This window comes from Paracoccus sp. S4493 (genome assembly GCF_000967735.1).
Classification (GTDB): domain Bacteria; phylum Pseudomonadota; class Alphaproteobacteria; order Rhodobacterales; family Rhodobacteraceae; genus Paracoccus; species Paracoccus marcusii.
Genome location: NZ_JXYF01000145.1, coordinates 1 through 14,024, shown reverse-complemented (window position 1 = coordinate 14,024; position 14,024 = coordinate 1). Strand labels below are relative to the sequence as shown.

Below are 14,024 nucleotides of genomic sequence, written 5' to 3'. Positions count from 1 at the left end.
GACCAACGGGGGGCAGATCAGGAACAATAACCCCTGCTTCTCGCGCTACATCTTTTATTGCCGGAACCACGAAGGGCTTTTCTTGCTTCACTGTGCCTGCCGTATGGGCAGCGCAAGATCAGCAAGAAAGCGATCCAATGGGCACGAACAGCCAAAATAATGATCCGTCGTCTGAAGTCGCCTCCGCCGTCGAGGAAGCGGACAAGGATGTGGCACGGTCCGCTGCGCGTCATCGCCATCATCCGGTGGTTAAGACGCTCGGCGCGGCTAGTGAGATCGCCGATCAGATCCCCCTGTCGATCGTGTGTGCCGCAATGATCGGGGGAGGCGCGATTGCCGGTCGCCCGCAGGTCACGCAGGCAGGGTTGAAGATGATGACTGCCCATGTTCTTGCAAACTCCGTCAAGCGGATCATCAAGAACAACTTCAAGCGAACCCGCCCGAAGGTCATGATCGAAGAGCAGACCTATGAGTGCGAGGCTGGGGAGAGCGAAGGCGGACACGACACCTCTTTCCCCTCTGGCCATACTGCAGGGGCTGTGGCCGTGGCCACCGTCATGGCGAGGGATCTACCGCAAACGGCTGTGCCGGCCCTGGCAATCGCTGCAATGATTGCGGGCATTCAAGTGCCTCGTGGCAAGCATTATCCCATCGATGTTGCGGCCGGCGCAGTCCTCGGTCTTGCGGCGGCATGTGTTGTCCATGCCTTTTGGCCTGAGAGCCGGGAAACTCGGAAACCGATAGCGGAACATTCGCGATTGGCAGCCCGATAAAAATGCCGCGCTGCCGTGGGAACAGCCACCTAAACACCGGCGTTCCCGCAGGCAATTCCACAATAATCCAACCAACATGCGAGAAAGAACCTGATCATGGCAAAAGCGAAAAAAGCTGCTGACGAGACGTCGACCAAGGCAAATGAAAAAGCGTCGAAGTCGAGCAAGGCTGCAGGTGGAAAAACTGATAAAGCCAGCGCTGAGACACGTGCGAAGCGCTCGCAAACCATCGCGGCCAAAGCGGCCTCCGCCAAAGCGTCCAAGCAGGCCAGCGAGACGAAGGGCTTGGCCGATCTGTTCGAACATGCTCTGGCGGATATGTATTACGCCGAGAAGAAGATCTACAAATCTCTGCCCAAGATGATCAAGGCGGCCAACCACCCGGAGCTGGTCGAGGCGCTGACGCAGCATCGTGAGGAGACCGCCGCCCAGATCGAAGGCCTTGAGGCGATCTTCACGCTCTTGGGCAAGCGGGCCAAGGCCGAGAAATGCGACGCCATCGATGGCATCCTGGAAGAGAGTGAGAGCCTGCTTGAGGACTTCGGAGGGACTGCTGCGGGCGATGCTGCCATCATCTTCAGCTGTCAGGCCGTCGAGCATTACGAGATCACCCGCTACGGCTCGATGAGCGCTTTTGCGGAAGCTCTCGGCATGGATGAGGCGAAGGCGCATCTCGAGACCATCCTGGCCCAGGAGAGCGCAGCGGACAGCAAGCTGACGGAAATCGCCGAAGGTTCGATCAACGAGGCTGCGGCAGACTATGACGAAGACCAGCCTGAAAACGCATAAGGCTCTTCCATCGTAACGATTAAAAAGGGCCCCTCGAGGGGCCCTTTTTTACGTCAGTGCCCGAATGTGTCAGGTGGCAGGACCCTGGAAGCCCGGCGGCGGCACGGCATCGTCCGCGTCAGGGTCGCGCCCATGGGTAAGGTCCAACTTCCTCATGATGGGGGTCACTGTGAGGCCGTGCATGACAATGGACAGCAGCACGACGAGCCCGACGATCGCCCAAAGACGTGCAGCGTGAGTAAGATCGTCAATGTGGTTCAGCCCGTAAGCCAGGTAGTAGAACGAGCCGATCCCTCTTATTCCGAAGAATGAGATAGTGAGGCGCTCGCTGAGCGTGGCTTTCATGCCGCCCAAGCCGATCATTCCGGTCACGGGGCGGATGATCAGGAGAATGAGCAGCGCGCCTGCGACATCGATCGGGCGCAGGGCGCCGAGCAGTCCGTTCGCCAATGCACCGCCGAAGAAGAGGAGCAGGATCATCATCGCGATCCGCTCGACCTGCTCCGTCAGATCATGCATCTCCATATGGAAATCATGGCTTCGATGGGCTTGACGAAATGTCAGCGCGGTCACGAAGACCGAGAGAAACCCGTAGGAGTGGAGGGTTTCCGTGAGGCCATAAGAGATGAACGTCGCCGCAAGCGCGATCAGCCCGTCGCCGGTCTGGGCCAGTTTGCTCTCGGCTGGAATATGGAACGTGATCCAGCCGAAGAGCTTGCCGATCAGGTAGCCGCCAAGAACGCCGACACCGATCTCCCAGAAAACATTGTAGCTGAGCCAGTCCCAGAACCAGGGCTCCTGCGTCACAGCCGCTGCTGACAGGACGATGGCCAAGTGGACAAAGGGGAAGGCCGCACCGTCGTTGACACCTGCTTCCGAGGTCAGCGCGAACCGGACCTCGTCCTCCTCGCCGGACTTCGGCGGACCGACCTGCACATCGGAGGCAAGCACGGGATCAGTCGGTGCCAGGACAGCACCCAGCAGAAGAGCCATCGTCCAAGGCAGGGCAAGCCATGTTCCCGCAAGAAGCGCGATGAGTGCGATCCCCAGAGGGAGGGTGAGGAAGATCAGCCGCCAGGTGATCATCCAGGACCGCAGTCCAAGGACCCGATCGATCTTGAGGCCTGCGCCCATCAGGGCGATGATCACCACGAACTCGGAAAACCGTTCGGCAATCTCGGGGTATTTCAGAGGCGACGGATCGAACCGCAGCCCCGGGACCAACCCCAGCCCGATCCCGATCAGAATGCAGACGATCGGCAGCGACAGCGGCAGGCGGCGAAGCACCAGTGGCAACCACGCCACGAGCGCAATCAGGACCCCAAAACCCATCAGGACCAGGATGTAGGGATCGGGCGGCTCAGACAGTTTTTCAAGCATCGGTTCGCTCTCGTGCTTTTGTTGGGATTTGTCCCACGCTCAAGATCGACCAGATCCACCATTCGTTCGGGCAAAGGAAGAAAATCCTTTGATGATTTTTGTTACAGGAACTTTCCGATCACGGAATGGTTAACGCGCCACTAGACATCGAAGAGCCTCTTAGAAGTCAACAAACAGGACTGTTTATAATTTTCTTCAATGTAAATAGTTTTAACTTTCCAGTTCAGTTTTAGATTTCGCGACGGCGTAGCAACCGCATCCGATTGCTTGAAAGAAAGACAAAAAAATGGCTCAAATTCCGGAAACAGGGTCGGGATATTCCACCACCCGCGATAATTCCGACATTTCCGTCAGCGCGGTAACGCCTGCGGAAGACGCTCGTTCGGTAATGATCAACCAGGTGTCCTGGGGAGCAATCTTTGCTGGTGCGGTCATTGCCGTCTCTGCTCAGGTGGTCCTCAATATGGTTGGTGTCGGCGTTGGTGCTGCCACGCTTGATCCTGGAACCGGCGACAATCCGAGTGCAGGTGCATTCGGGATTGGCGCAGGCATCTGGTTCGCCATCTCGACCATTCTTGCTGCGCTTATCGGTGGTGTTGCTGCCGGTCGTTTGTCGGGCAAACCGAAGCCTTCCACAGCCGGGTGGCATGGCCTGACGGCTTGGGCCGTTTCCACGATCTTCGTGATCTATCTGATCGGCTCCAGCGTCACGAGCCTTGTCGGCGGTGCGGTCAGCACGGTCGGAAACGTTGTGGGGGGCGCTGCCAGCACCGCAGGGTCCGTCGTCGGGTCGGCCATTCCCAATGATCCATTCACGGCGATCGAAGAGCGGATCCGCGGTTCGGTGCCTGCGGATGCCGATCCGGAAGCTGCTCGCGACGCGGCCATTGCGGCAGTCCGTACGGCTCTGACCGGGACCGAGGCTGAAGCCGAACAGGCCAGCCGTCAGGCGGCCCAAGCGCTGTCGCAGGCACAGGGCATTCCCGTTCCTGAAGCTCAGCAGCAGATTGATGAGTATCAGGCGCAGTTCACGGAAGCGGTTGAGACCGCCCAGGCCACTGCAACAGAAGCCGCAGACACGGCAGCCAAGGCTGCGACCCGCGGAGCGCTGCTTGCTGCTATCGTCCTGATCCTCGGCGCGATTGCTGGCTGGTTCGGAGGCCAAATGGGCGTTGTAGACCCGGTCGTGACCGCGCGTCGCCGTCACCTTTGATCACGCTGTCCGATACGAACAGGAACCATCTTCCATGAGCGATCATCCCGTCAAGACTTCTACTTCGCAGACGATCGCCATGGTCGAGGAGCGTGCCAAGATCATCATCAACGATATTGTCACTGGCAAGGTCGTGGTGCGCACATCAACTTCTGCGACCGCACATCAGGCGGTCGTGGACCTTACAAAAGCCGAGACAGTCATTGAACGGCTGGCGGTGAACCGCATGCTGGAGAAGGGGGAAGCAGCTCCCGAACCCCGCTATGAGGGAGACACATATGTGGTCCCCGTCATCGAAGAAGTCGCAGTGACCGAAATCCGCCTTCTGGTGAAGGAGGAGCTTCATATCCGGACCATCACGTCGATCAATTCCAAGAGCATCGACGTTGAGCTGCGCAAACAGACTGCAACCATCGAACGAACCGGTCCCAACGCAATATTCGGGACCCCTACCAGGAGCAGAGAAATGTCTTTCACCGATGATATGTCCACCGAGCGCAATAGCCAGCAGATCACGGCTTTCTTCGACAGCCGGGAAGAGGCCGAGAATGCCGTTCGCCGCATCGAAGGCGAAGGCCTGTCCTCCTCCAAGATCGACATCGTCGCCGGTCGTGATACGACCGCTACGACAACCACGACCGCTCGTGACGAGGATCGTGGCTTCTTCGAAGCACTCGGCGACTTCTTCATGCCCGAGGAAGACAAACATACCTATGCCGAAGGCCTGAACCGCGGTGGATACCTGGTGTCGGTGCAGACGACTGCGGCCAATCGGGATCGGATCATCGACATCCTCGATGACGAGGGCACGATCGACATGGACCAACGCGAGACCGAATGGCGCAATGAGGGCTGGGACGGCGGCGCAGCTGCACTTTCCGCACGCAGCACTACAAACGTCGCACCCGCTGCAGCCTATGACGGGGCCGCTGTGGGCGCCGATGAGGGCACCATCGAGGTCATGAAGGAGAACCTGCGCGTCGGCAAACGGGAAACCGATCATGGCCGCGTCCGGATTCGCTCCTATGTGGTCGAGACCCCTGTCGAGGAGCAGGTCACGCTGCGCGACGAAACCGTCCATGTGACCCGTCGTCCCGTCGATCGGGCTGTGAACGTCGGTGACGGTCTGTTTGCGGAGCGGACTGTCGAAGCGACCGAGCGTCACGAGGAAGCTGTCGTGTCCAAGGAAGCCCGTGTCGTCGAGGAGATCAGCCTTGAGACGGAAGCCAGCGAGCGGACCGAAACGATCCGGGACACGCTGCGCCATACCGAAGTCGAGATCGACGACGAGCGTGTGGCTGGAGACCGCACGGATCGGCCTCTTCGCGATATCTGAGCCATCTGGCTCAATACTTGATCAATGAAAAAGGCGGCATCTTGCCGCCTTTTTCACGACCTGAACTGTAAACTGCTTCTGAACCCGCGTGTATTATTTCACCAGACGCAGAACTACCGCCAACCAACAGCGTTACCTTGTACGATAAACATTATTGCGAGGTTAAAAAATGCGTCTCAAAACAATTCTGTTCTCTGCAGCATTTACAGCGGTCTCCGGTGTGGCATGGGCTCAGACCCCTCCCCCGGCCGGCGATGCGCCGCCGCCGCCTCCCGCTCCCATGGCCCAAGACGGCGATATGCCCCCGCCCGCACCGCACATGATGGGTGGGCGTATGGGGCATGGCGAACCCAAATCGCCTCAGGCAGGGTTTCATATCCAGACCGGTGACGAGACAGGTCTGAAAGTGGAATGTGGCGATCTGCCGATGGCCGAGTGCATTCAGGCAGCTCAGCCGCTCATCGACATGACTTCGAACTGATCTCATAGAACTTGTGAGGTCCTGCATGTCAGATGCGGGACCTTTTTTTCATGACGTGCTGTTAAGTGTACTTGACCATATAGGTCAGAATTCCATCCAGGAACAACTTTCGCTGATACTTCGAAATGCGATTGGTCGCTAAGAATTCAAAAAGAGCTTCTTTGCCTGAAACCGGTGCAGCCATCGACCACCCACCAAACCGTCGATTCAGAGACGGGCCTGAGGATAGGATTTCTAAGTTGCTGTGTTTCTTGTCAGCAAGGATCAGGTTCATGATCATGTCCAGATCTTGTGACGGACCTTCAATCCATTGGTAAAAGACGCCATCTTCCAGATGAAGGCAGCCGGTGATGTTGAAATCGGCATTTCTTGATCTTGCCAATGCGTAGATGTTTGTCAGCTCCGGATCGTTGGGTTTTATGAGAGTGATGCTACGGTAGAGGTAGCGGCAGAGCATTTTCAAGACCGTCCCTGTAGCGTGATTTTTCCCGGTAGAAATTAGTCCGGCATAAAGGCTGATTTTTTAATTTGCCCCTGGTGAGTAAATCGTTCCGTAATGCAAATCAAAATCTTCGTTCAGGCAGGGAGCCTCTGATTGCTCATTATTTTTGTCAAGAACAAAGGATTGAGTCATTCTCCGAACGATAAAGATTGAAACAGAGAAGGTCGATAGCAGCATGACGTCACCCAACCCTACATTTCGTTATCCGGTCGTGATTATGCCCCAGGACATCGATCACATGGGTCATGTGAACAATGCTGTCTACCTTCATTGGGTGCAGGAGGCCATTGTAGCCTACTGGAGACGCCGTTCGTCCGCGCAAGCCCATTCCGAACTGCTCTGGGTCGCTCTCAAGCATGAAATCATCTACCGCCTGCCATTGTTCATCGATGATGTTGCCGAAGCGTTCGTGACCGCAAACAACACCCGCGCATCACGCGCGTCCTTCACCACCCTTTTCCGACGCGGAGATGATCTGATCGTGGAAGCCCGCAGTACGTGGTGCTGCGTCGATGCCGAAACCCGACGCCCGCGCCGGATCAGCCCCGAGATTGCACAGCTATTTCTAGGCTAAAGTGGGGAACAGTAATTCCACGAAGGTTTGGATCCGTAACGTGATTGCAAAACGGACCTGTTCTTAATTTCGCCCTTTCCGGAACCCGTGGGGCAAGAACAATCTTTCATATCATGATGACGTCTGGTGATCTGGGTCCATCAGCAGAGGATCCTGAAACACGCGATCGGAGAGGCCAATGAAGAACCCTTTTTTGAGCATGTGGCTCAGCAGTGCCAACCGGGCCCTCGGCATCGGTCGCGGTGCAGCAGCGGCAGAGATGCGTCGCCAACAAAATGCCCTTACGAAAGCGGCGTTTCCGGCGGTCGGAGCGAAAAAGGCGGCAGGATCGAAGAAATCGACCGCATCAAAGCGCAAGGCGAAATAGCGCTTCTGGTTGTGCATTCACTGTAATCGCTCTCGCCGTGCTGCGCCGGAGGGCAAGTTTGGTATTCACCAATTGTGGGTATGACATTGGTGGTGCCGACTTATGGAGCGACTATTAATCGTCAGGCGCAGACTCGATGCGACATTATCGGCGCAGCACTGATAGTGATCTTAATGTTTGACCCTATTCTTCTGAAGTGACTGCGGGCGCTTGCGGATTACTACGAGCAGTTCTTCCGGCCCATTGTCCTGTTGAAAAAGGCCCCGTAATAGCGGGGCCTTTACAAAAGTGCATGATGGTTGAATTAGGCCTTGGACAATGAGGTTGTGCCAGACTGGTCAGATTCACTGGTCGTCTTCGTTTTACTAGGCTTCCCTGGCACCTCCGCATTAGAGGCGGTCTTGTCGTTGCCCTCTTCGGTCAGCTCCTCTTTGGCAGCAGAAACGACTTGGGACGCTGCAGACTTAGCCTCATCCATTCCCGCAGAAACTGCTTTGCCGATCCGGCCTTTTTCTTCCTGGTAGACCTTTTCAGCTTCGTCAAAGAGCTGTTCACGATAGTCGCCCAGCAATTCATCCTCGCGCCTGGTGCCGGGCAGCATCGCGCCCAGTGCCGCCCCGCCAAGCAGGGCTAGTGCTCCGAACAAAAGAGGTTCGTTATCGTAGTTGCGAGCGATTTTTCTGTTGGCCTGTGCCATCTGTCGACTGACAGCGTCGCTGGCGTCGAGTGCTTTTCGACGGGCTGCCTCGATCCTCCGACGGGCCTCCTCACTCATGTCTTCAGTGCCTTCACTGAGACGATCACGCAGATGGAGAGCTTTGTCTTTTGCGGAATCGATCATGCCGTGTTCCTTACCGGATCCAATAGATCGATCGGAAGTTGCGTCCACGTTTCGATCTGTTTCTTGTTTGTCATCTGATGCCCATGCCGGGCGCGAGAATGGCGGTCTGCTTTTGTATGGCTGGGCTGGTTTCGATGCCATGGCGGCATAGTGCTCGTTCCGGTCCGATCGATTATGAGACGGTTGACCAAAGCTGTGAACCGGATCATGCCCGCGCCCAAAAATCATCCAGGCCAGCCCAATGCCAGTTAGGCCCAACGCTATAGGATTTGCGCGCGCAGCATCGCTTGCTGCCTCCGCCCAGTCTGCTCCATTCTTGCGGACGGATCCAGTCAGGCGCCGCGACAATCCGTCCAGAGACAGTTCGCCCTGTAGATCGTCGAGCGTCCGCCGCAGCGCTTCGCGGTCCTTTTCGATCTCACGCTCAATCTGGTCAGGGTTGTTGAGGTCATGCGTCATGATAAGCTTCCTTTACCGCGCTGGCATCCCGCTGGACATTCTCGACAGTCCTGGTGGGCATGAGGTTTTCTGGCTTCAGATCGGCCAAACCCTTGCGGAGCAGAGCATATGCCAAGATCGCCAGAACGATGCCGACGATCACCGCGCTCCAGACTGGCCCCAATGCAGTTTCGGCGAGAGCAGCGACCAAGGCAACGGTGAGCACGTTCAACGTCACGATGCCCAGAACTGCCGCAGCCAGAACCATTCCTACCCCTGCTCCCGCACGGCTCAGGTTCTGACGCAATTCGGCCTTCGCGAGAGAGACTTCCTTACGAACCAGATCGCCGGAAATGCGCAAAGCGTCCGCAGCCAGCGAAGCAGGGTTCTGTGAGCGGATGGGATCAGGCATGAGAACCTCCATTGCCGCGCTCATCTGAAGAGGGAAGCGGAGGGGTCAATGTCGGCCGGTCTGCACCAGTGGAAACACTTTTTTGCTCGCCGCTTTTTATCGGACTGACGCGGACACGGTTCTTGGATGGGCTGGGCCGCGACTTGTCTGAGCCTGCAATCCCTTTTTTCTCGCTGAAACCCGAGGATGTCGTGGAGCCTGCCCGGAGAAAACGAGCGGCGGCAAAGCCGGCCAGGGCCGATAGGCCAAGAAACGCACCCGGCTGACGGCGTGCAAAATTGCGCACTTCGTCAATCATTTCCCTCGGGTCGGTTTCATTCAGGCTGTCTGCAATGCTGCTGACGCTCTCGGCCGCACGGTCGAACATTGTGGCGATGCTCGAGTTCGGATCGATCTCGGATCCCGCTTTCCGAAGACCGGCGGCCACACTTTCAGCGCGTTCGGCAATCCCGGAGCGGAGGTCCTTCTCATAGCGCTTGGCCTCGTCCTTGACGCTGCCAGCGAGGCGCGAGGCCTGCTCGGTCGCCTCTGACTTTATGCTTTCTGTCGTGGAATTTCCTGAAGACTTGGTGCGCGGATCTTCGTCGGCCATCATTGTTCTCCCTTGATTTTAGTCACCAGGGCGGGTGCATTGGTCCGTGCACTATCCCCGTTATTGAGAGCCCAACCTGCAAGCCATGCGGTCGTTCCAATAAAGCTGTTAAAACTGGTCGCTGTTGGCAAAGCAGGTCTCGGATGCCGCCGTCAGGGGGATAAACAGCTGCCAAATTTTCTTAGAGGTAAAAGGACAGTGGATAAGCTGCAGCCCAATGGCAGCGCAATTTTTTAAACCGTCGCGTATTATTGGATCCGGCTCATACGGTGCATTTCCGCGATGACGCGCCGTTCGTCATAAGGCTTGCCAAAAAACACGCAATCAACCGGCAGCTTCATCCTGCCAACTTCCATCTTTCCTGATGTTACGATGATGTGGATAGGCGGCCAACGCTCTCGAATGAATGCGGCAAGCTTGAGACCATCCACGCCGCGCGGCATATCGACATCGGTAAAGACGATGCGAATATCATGGCGTGATTCCAGTATTCTGATCGCATCGGTCGCATCGGTCGCACCGATGGGATCGAAACCGGCCTCTTCGACCATGTCGAGTGCCGCCATTCGAAGGATCGGTTCATCTTCTATAACCAGCACTGGCTGGCGGTTTGAGGGAGCATACTGGGCCATGGGATTTCTTTGCTTCAGGGCTGCTGCATCTGGGTCAGCGGGGCCTCCATCGAAGCGATCAGCCCCGAGTGCTTGTAACAAAGTTCAACGCCGCCGGTTCCAATCAATCCCATGCTGATCAGTCTCGATCCGAACCCTTTGCCGGATGGCTGAAGAACAGGGGGTCCGCCGGCTTCAGCCCAGTTCACGCGCAACATGTCTTCTTCAACACCCTTCTCTACGCTCCAAGAGATTGTCACCCGCCCATCGGGAACGGACAATGCGCCATACTTGACCGCATTTGTCGCCAACTCATGCAGCAGAAGGGACAGCGATAATGTGGCCCGTGGTCCGATTTGCAATGGCGGTCCGCTCAGGTGAAACCGTCCCGCTTGATCGAACGCTGCCAGTGTTGCCGTGGCAACGTCGTTCAAGGCAGCGGAGGCCCATCGCGTCTTCAGCAGCGCATCATTGGCGCGAGACAGTGCCCCGATGCGTTGCGTCAGCGCAGTCACGGCGCCCCGTTCGGAAACCTCCCGAAGCGTTTGAGTAGCAATGGCCTGGACGATCGCCAGCGTGTTTTTCATCCGGTGGCTAAGCTCTTCGTTCAGGATATGCTGCTCCTGTTCGGCACGAGCCCGTGCAATCGCTCCATGCGTCCGGTCCCCGACCTGCCTTACAAAGTCGATTTCCTCCGGAGTCCACTGTCGCACCTGGGCATTCAGGACGAAGATGACCGTGTCGAGAGCGCCGCGTACCATGATCGGCAAGTTCAAAAGGGCGCTGGAATGCACCTTTTTGAGGCCATCAGCCTGGCTCGCCGTTCGGGGATCTGCTTCAACATCTGGAATAACGACGGTCTCACCGCGTTTCAAATCTTCGACATATGAGCCGAATGATCTGAAGTGGTGAGACCCAACCACGCTGACGCCGTCGGCTTCGCACCAGTCGACAGACACGTTAATCGTCTCAGTTTCCAGATCGACCCTCCCAAAGCCGATGCAGCTTCCACCGATGGCTTGGGCCATGCATTCCGCCGCCGCGCGGGCAATGTCGTCCGCATCGGTCAGATCGCGGAGCTGTTCGCTGAGATCTCCGAGAGCGGCAATGCGCTTGGTCTGGCGGATATGCTCCGTGACGTCCGAGCCTTCGACGAAGATGCCGGTCACGGCCCCATTTTCGTCCCGCGTGGGCTGACATACGAAATCGACATACCGCTCATCTGTCGGGGTATGGGGGTCGCTCTGAATTGCATAACGCGCACCCCGCTGTGTAAATGGTTTTCCTGACCGATATGCCTCGTCGAGCAGGTCTACATACCCTTGCTTTGCAGCATCAGGCAGGGCTTCAGCAAAAGCCTTGCCGATGAGCTCTCGGGCTCCAACCAGTCGGAAGTAGGCAGGGTTAACCAGATCAAACACATGGTCAGGGCCCCTCAGCTGCGCCATGAAGCTTGGCGCCTGATCGAACATGGCAGACAGTTCCAGATGCTCGTGTTCCGCCATCTGACGGTGCTGTTCGGCCTGACGGAGAAGATCGTCGCGGCTGGCGATAAGGCGTCGCATCTCCAGAAGGTTCATGACCTGTCGGGCAAGAGCCCTTAGGTCATCGGCCTGAGCATCGGTCAATCCTTCAGGGCGTGCGACGTGGTCGATGACGCAGATGGTCCCAAGCGTCAGGCCCTCCGGAGTGACCAGGGGCGCTCCGGCGTAAAAGCGCAGGTTTGGTTCACCCAGAACCAGCGGGTTTGATCGGGTTCGGGCATCCATGGTCAGGTCGGGGATGATCAAAAGGTCTTTGTGCCCAATGGCATGTTTGCAGACCGACTGCCCGAGCGGTGTCTCGCAAGGCTCGAAGCCGATACGGGCCTTGAACCATTGCCGGTCGGCATCTACCAGGCTGACCAGTGCAACTGGGGTATTACAGAGCCGCGTGGCGAGGCGGACGATGTCGTCGAACCCTACTTCCGGTGCGGTGTCGAGGATACCGTATGCATGCAACGCAGCGAGACAATCAGTCTCGTTCACGACATCATTCGCGTCTGTAATTGCTGTCTTGCGAGGCAACTCACATATCCGTGTATAGATGATCTACCCTCGCGTTAGCGGATATCCCGGCCTTTGTCAGCAGACCTTGTCAGGCGGCTTGGATAAGCCGGTCACCGCCGAACTGTCTTTCAACGCCATATAGAGAGCAGACTTGCTCACCTTCACGCGGGCGGCGGCTTCGCGCACATTGAGGCCTGACGCGATCAGCTGTCTGGCGCGTGCGATTTTTTCGGGTGAAAGAGCAATGGGGCGCCCTCCTTTTCGTCCTCTTGCGGCGGCGGCTTTCAGTCCTGCCCCGGTTCGCTCCCGGATCAGGTCCCGCTCGAATTGACCGAGCGCCCCAAACAGATGAAAGACAAGTCGCCCGGTCGGAGTGGTGGTATCGACAGTCTCGGTCAGGGACCGGAAGTTCACTCCTCTGCTTTCGAGTTCAGTCACGGTTTGCAGTAGATGGGTCATTGACCGGCCGAGCCGGTCAAGCTTCCAGACGACAAGCGTGTCCCCTTCCCGGAGGAAAGAGAGTGCCGCACCCAGACCAGGGCGATCCGTGTTGGCACCCGACACCCCCCGGTCCTCAAAAATGCGGGTCACGCCAGCAGCCTTCAGTGCGTCAATCTGAAGGGCCAGATCCTGATCGGAGGTTGAGACGCGCGCGTATCCGATAAGTGGCATCTGTTTTCCATGGTAAGGACCGGTTTGGGCGACCGATCATCTACAGATGTCCACAAACCCGTCCAAATATCAAGTTGTCCAATTACTCACCGAACGGAAGTTTTTGGACAGCTCAAGCACGAGTCCGCAAAACGTCCGTTTGTTGGACAGGGACAACACACTTTTTTCGATATCAGAGTCTTCTTTTTGACATCATTGGAGAGGGTGATATCATGTCCTGAAAAGTGCCATCTTAGGAAAGAGGCTGCCATGGGAAACATGATGATCCGGAACCTACCCGACGAGGTTCATAACCATCTCCGGGAACAGGCGTCGAGCAACCGGCGCAGCCTTGAAGCCGAGGCCCGTGCCATCCTGGTCAACGCTTACGTTGCACGACACACGGGTGGCTTTGGGCAGAAGCTGCGGGCTCGATTCCAGGACATGGGCGTGATCGGTGATGAGTTAAGCCGACCGCGCGATAAGGCTGTTGGCGACGCTGCCGACTTCTCATGATCATCCTCGACACGAATGTCTTGTCCGAGATCCAAAGGCCTGTTCCCAACCCAAACGTCATGGCTTGGCTTGACGTGCAGGAGCCGGGCAATCTTTATGTGACTGCCATCACGGCAGAAGAACTGCTGTTCGGGGCATTCATCCTCCCCGCTGGCGACCGGAAGACCCGACTTGTCAGTGCTATCGAAGCAATGCTCGAAAATGACTTCGGTGGCCGTATCCTTCCCTATGATGGCACGGCATCGATCTTCTATGCCATGCGTGTCTCAAGGGCGCGGGAGCGTGGAGTAAGCATAGGTCATGCGGACGGACAGATCGGGGCCATTGTCGCGGCACAGAAGATCGCCAGTATTGCGACACGCGACACCGGACCTTTTCAGGCAATGGGTGTCGAAGTCATCAATCCATGGGAATATCAGCCGTAGTTTCAGGCTTAGCTTGTTGTGGACTTTACTGAAGCAGGTGTGGTTGAGACCTATCATAAGCCCACATTCCCCAAG

The 14,024-nt window shown here is 57.1% G+C and carries 17 protein-coding genes; 8 read left to right on the top strand and 9 right to left on the bottom strand.

Annotated elements, in window-relative coordinates; all coding sequences use genetic code 11:
• Positions 1–773, top strand: a 773-nt coding sequence (locus TW83_RS15125) for a phosphatase PAP2 family protein (protein WP_204245780.1), incomplete at its 5' end; no start/stop codon positions are given.
• 96 nt (positions 774–869) lie between these two features.
• Positions 870–1,562, top strand: a complete 693-nt coding sequence (locus TW83_RS15120) for a ferritin-like domain-containing protein (protein WP_084697564.1) — start codon at positions 870–872, stop codon at positions 1,560–1,562.
• A 69-nt stretch (positions 1,563–1,631) separates the two neighbouring features.
• Here TW83_RS15120 and TW83_RS15115 read toward each other — a convergent pair whose 3' ends face one another.
• On the bottom strand, positions 1,632–2,942 hold the full coding sequence (locus tag TW83_RS15115) for a cation:proton antiporter (RefSeq protein ID WP_045983602.1): 1,311 nt from the start codon (positions 2,940–2,942) through the stop codon (positions 1,632–1,634).
• Between the two features lie 286 nt (positions 2,943–3,228).
• Here TW83_RS15115 and TW83_RS15110 point away from each other — a divergent pair, with 286 nt between their 5' ends.
• The 3 genes from TW83_RS15110 (at position 3,229) to TW83_RS20735 (ending at position 5,972) form a co-directional block, all read left to right on the top strand.
• Entirely contained in the window at positions 3,229–4,155 is a 927-nt protein-coding gene (locus tag TW83_RS15110; RefSeq protein ID WP_204245779.1) for a PhnA-like protein, read from the top strand.
• Positions 4,156–4,189: 34 nt separating this feature from the next.
• The gene (locus TW83_RS15105; RefSeq protein ID WP_084697562.1) at positions 4,190–5,491 is read left to right on the top strand and encodes a DUF2382 domain-containing protein; all 1,302 of its coding nucleotides are present in this window, start codon (positions 4,190–4,192) and stop codon (positions 5,489–5,491) included.
• A gap of 169 nt (positions 5,492–5,660) precedes the next feature.
• Entirely contained in the window at positions 5,661–5,972 is a 312-nt protein-coding gene (locus TW83_RS20735) for a hypothetical protein (protein ID WP_157001652.1), read from the top strand.
• A 61-nt stretch (positions 5,973–6,033) separates the two neighbouring features.
• Here TW83_RS20735 and TW83_RS19990 read toward each other — a convergent pair whose 3' ends face one another.
• Positions 6,034–6,429, bottom strand: coding sequence for a BLUF domain-containing protein (locus tag TW83_RS19990; RefSeq protein ID WP_084697560.1), 396 nt, complete (start codon positions 6,427–6,429; stop codon positions 6,034–6,036).
• Positions 6,430–6,649: 220 nt separating this feature from the next.
• On the opposite strand from TW83_RS19990, the gene TW83_RS15090 reads away from it, so the two are divergent.
• Positions 6,650–7,048, top strand: a complete 399-nt coding sequence (locus TW83_RS15090) for a thioesterase family protein (RefSeq protein ID WP_045983599.1) — start codon at positions 6,650–6,652, stop codon at positions 7,046–7,048.
• Positions 7,049–7,159: 111 nt separating this feature from the next.
• On the opposite strand, the gene TW83_RS20730 is transcribed toward TW83_RS15090, so the two are convergent.
• The 7 genes from TW83_RS20730 to TW83_RS15065 all read right to left on the bottom strand — a co-directional run bounded on the left by TW83_RS20730 (position 7,160) and on the right by TW83_RS15065 (position 13,029).
• Positions 7,160–7,432 (bottom strand): hypothetical protein, encoded by a 273-nt coding sequence (locus TW83_RS20730; protein WP_157001648.1) that lies wholly within the window; start codon positions 7,430–7,432, stop codon positions 7,160–7,162.
• 287 nt (positions 7,433–7,719) lie between these two features.
• Positions 7,720–8,715: a DUF3618 domain-containing protein gene (locus tag TW83_RS19985; RefSeq protein WP_084697558.1), complete on the bottom strand. Its 996-nt coding sequence runs from the start codon at positions 8,713–8,715 to the stop codon at positions 7,720–7,722.
• On the bottom strand, positions 8,705–9,106 hold the full coding sequence (locus TW83_RS15080) for a phage holin family protein (RefSeq protein WP_045983604.1): 402 nt from the start codon (positions 9,104–9,106) through the stop codon (positions 8,705–8,707). The genes TW83_RS19985 and TW83_RS15080 overlap by 11 nt, the downstream gene beginning before the upstream one ends.
• Positions 9,099–9,698: a hypothetical protein gene (locus tag TW83_RS20725; RefSeq protein ID WP_157001646.1), complete on the bottom strand. Its 600-nt coding sequence runs from the start codon at positions 9,696–9,698 to the stop codon at positions 9,099–9,101. The genes TW83_RS15080 and TW83_RS20725 overlap by 8 nt, the downstream gene beginning before the upstream one ends.
• 248 nt (positions 9,699–9,946) lie before the next feature.
• Complete coding sequence (locus tag TW83_RS15075) at positions 9,947–10,330, bottom strand: response regulator (RefSeq protein ID WP_045983598.1); 384 nt, start codon at positions 10,328–10,330, stop codon at positions 9,947–9,949.
• A 14-nt stretch (positions 10,331–10,344) separates the two neighbouring features.
• A complete protein-coding gene (locus TW83_RS15070; protein WP_052714926.1) occupies positions 10,345–12,336 on the bottom strand; it encodes a GAF domain-containing protein in 1,992 nt (663 codons plus the stop codon).
• Positions 12,337–12,432: 96 nt separating this feature from the next.
• Positions 12,433–13,029, bottom strand: coding sequence for a recombinase family protein (locus TW83_RS15065; RefSeq protein ID WP_045983596.1), 597 nt, complete (start codon positions 13,027–13,029; stop codon positions 12,433–12,435).
• A gap of 249 nt (positions 13,030–13,278) precedes the next feature.
• Here TW83_RS15065 and TW83_RS15060 point away from each other — a divergent pair, with 249 nt between their 5' ends.
• Complete coding sequence (locus tag TW83_RS15060) at positions 13,279–13,524, top strand: hypothetical protein (protein WP_045983595.1); 246 nt, start codon at positions 13,279–13,281, stop codon at positions 13,522–13,524.
• A complete protein-coding gene (locus TW83_RS15055; protein WP_045983594.1) occupies positions 13,521–13,949 on the top strand; it encodes a type II toxin-antitoxin system VapC family toxin in 429 nt (142 codons plus the stop codon). Before TW83_RS15060 ends, TW83_RS15055 begins: the two co-directional genes overlap by 4 nt.
• Positions 13,950–14,024 lie beyond the last annotated feature (75 nt).

Coding starts and splice junctions, on each gene's coding strand:
- TW83_RS15120 (WP_084697564.1), top strand. CDS start 870: ATGGCAAAAGCGAAAAAAGCTGCTGACGAGACGTCGACCAAGGCAAAT.
- TW83_RS15115 (WP_045983602.1), bottom strand. CDS start 2,942: ATGCTTGAAAAACTGTCTGAGCCGCCCGATCCCTACATCCTGGTCCTG.
- TW83_RS15110 (WP_204245779.1), top strand. CDS start 3,229: ATGGCTCAAATTCCGGAAACAGGGTCGGGATATTCCACCACCCGCGAT.
- TW83_RS15105 (WP_084697562.1), top strand. CDS start 4,190: ATGAGCGATCATCCCGTCAAGACTTCTACTTCGCAGACGATCGCCATG.
- TW83_RS20735 (WP_157001652.1), top strand. CDS start 5,661: ATGCGTCTCAAAACAATTCTGTTCTCTGCAGCATTTACAGCGGTCTCC.
- TW83_RS19990 (WP_084697560.1), bottom strand. CDS start 6,429: ATGCTCTGCCGCTACCTCTACCGTAGCATCACTCTCATAAAACCCAAC.
- TW83_RS15090 (WP_045983599.1), top strand. CDS start 6,650: ATGACGTCACCCAACCCTACATTTCGTTATCCGGTCGTGATTATGCCC.
- TW83_RS20730 (WP_157001648.1), bottom strand. CDS start 7,432: ATGCACAACCAGAAGCGCTATTTCGCCTTGCGCTTTGATGCGGTCGAT.
- TW83_RS19985 (WP_084697558.1), bottom strand. CDS start 8,715: ATGACGCATGACCTCAACAACCCTGACCAGATTGAGCGTGAGATCGAA.
- TW83_RS15080 (WP_045983604.1), bottom strand. CDS start 9,106: ATGCCTGATCCCATCCGCTCACAGAACCCTGCTTCGCTGGCTGCGGAC.
- TW83_RS20725 (WP_157001646.1), bottom strand. CDS start 9,698: ATGGCCGACGAAGATCCGCGCACCAAGTCTTCAGGAAATTCCACGACA.
- TW83_RS15075 (WP_045983598.1), bottom strand. CDS start 10,330: ATGGCCCAGTATGCTCCCTCAAACCGCCAGCCAGTGCTGGTTATAGAA.
- TW83_RS15065 (WP_045983596.1), bottom strand. CDS start 13,029: ATGCCACTTATCGGATACGCGCGCGTCTCAACCTCCGATCAGGATCTG.
- TW83_RS15060 (WP_045983595.1), top strand. CDS start 13,279: ATGGGAAACATGATGATCCGGAACCTACCCGACGAGGTTCATAACCAT.
- TW83_RS15055 (WP_045983594.1), top strand. CDS start 13,521: ATGATCATCCTCGACACGAATGTCTTGTCCGAGATCCAAAGGCCTGTT.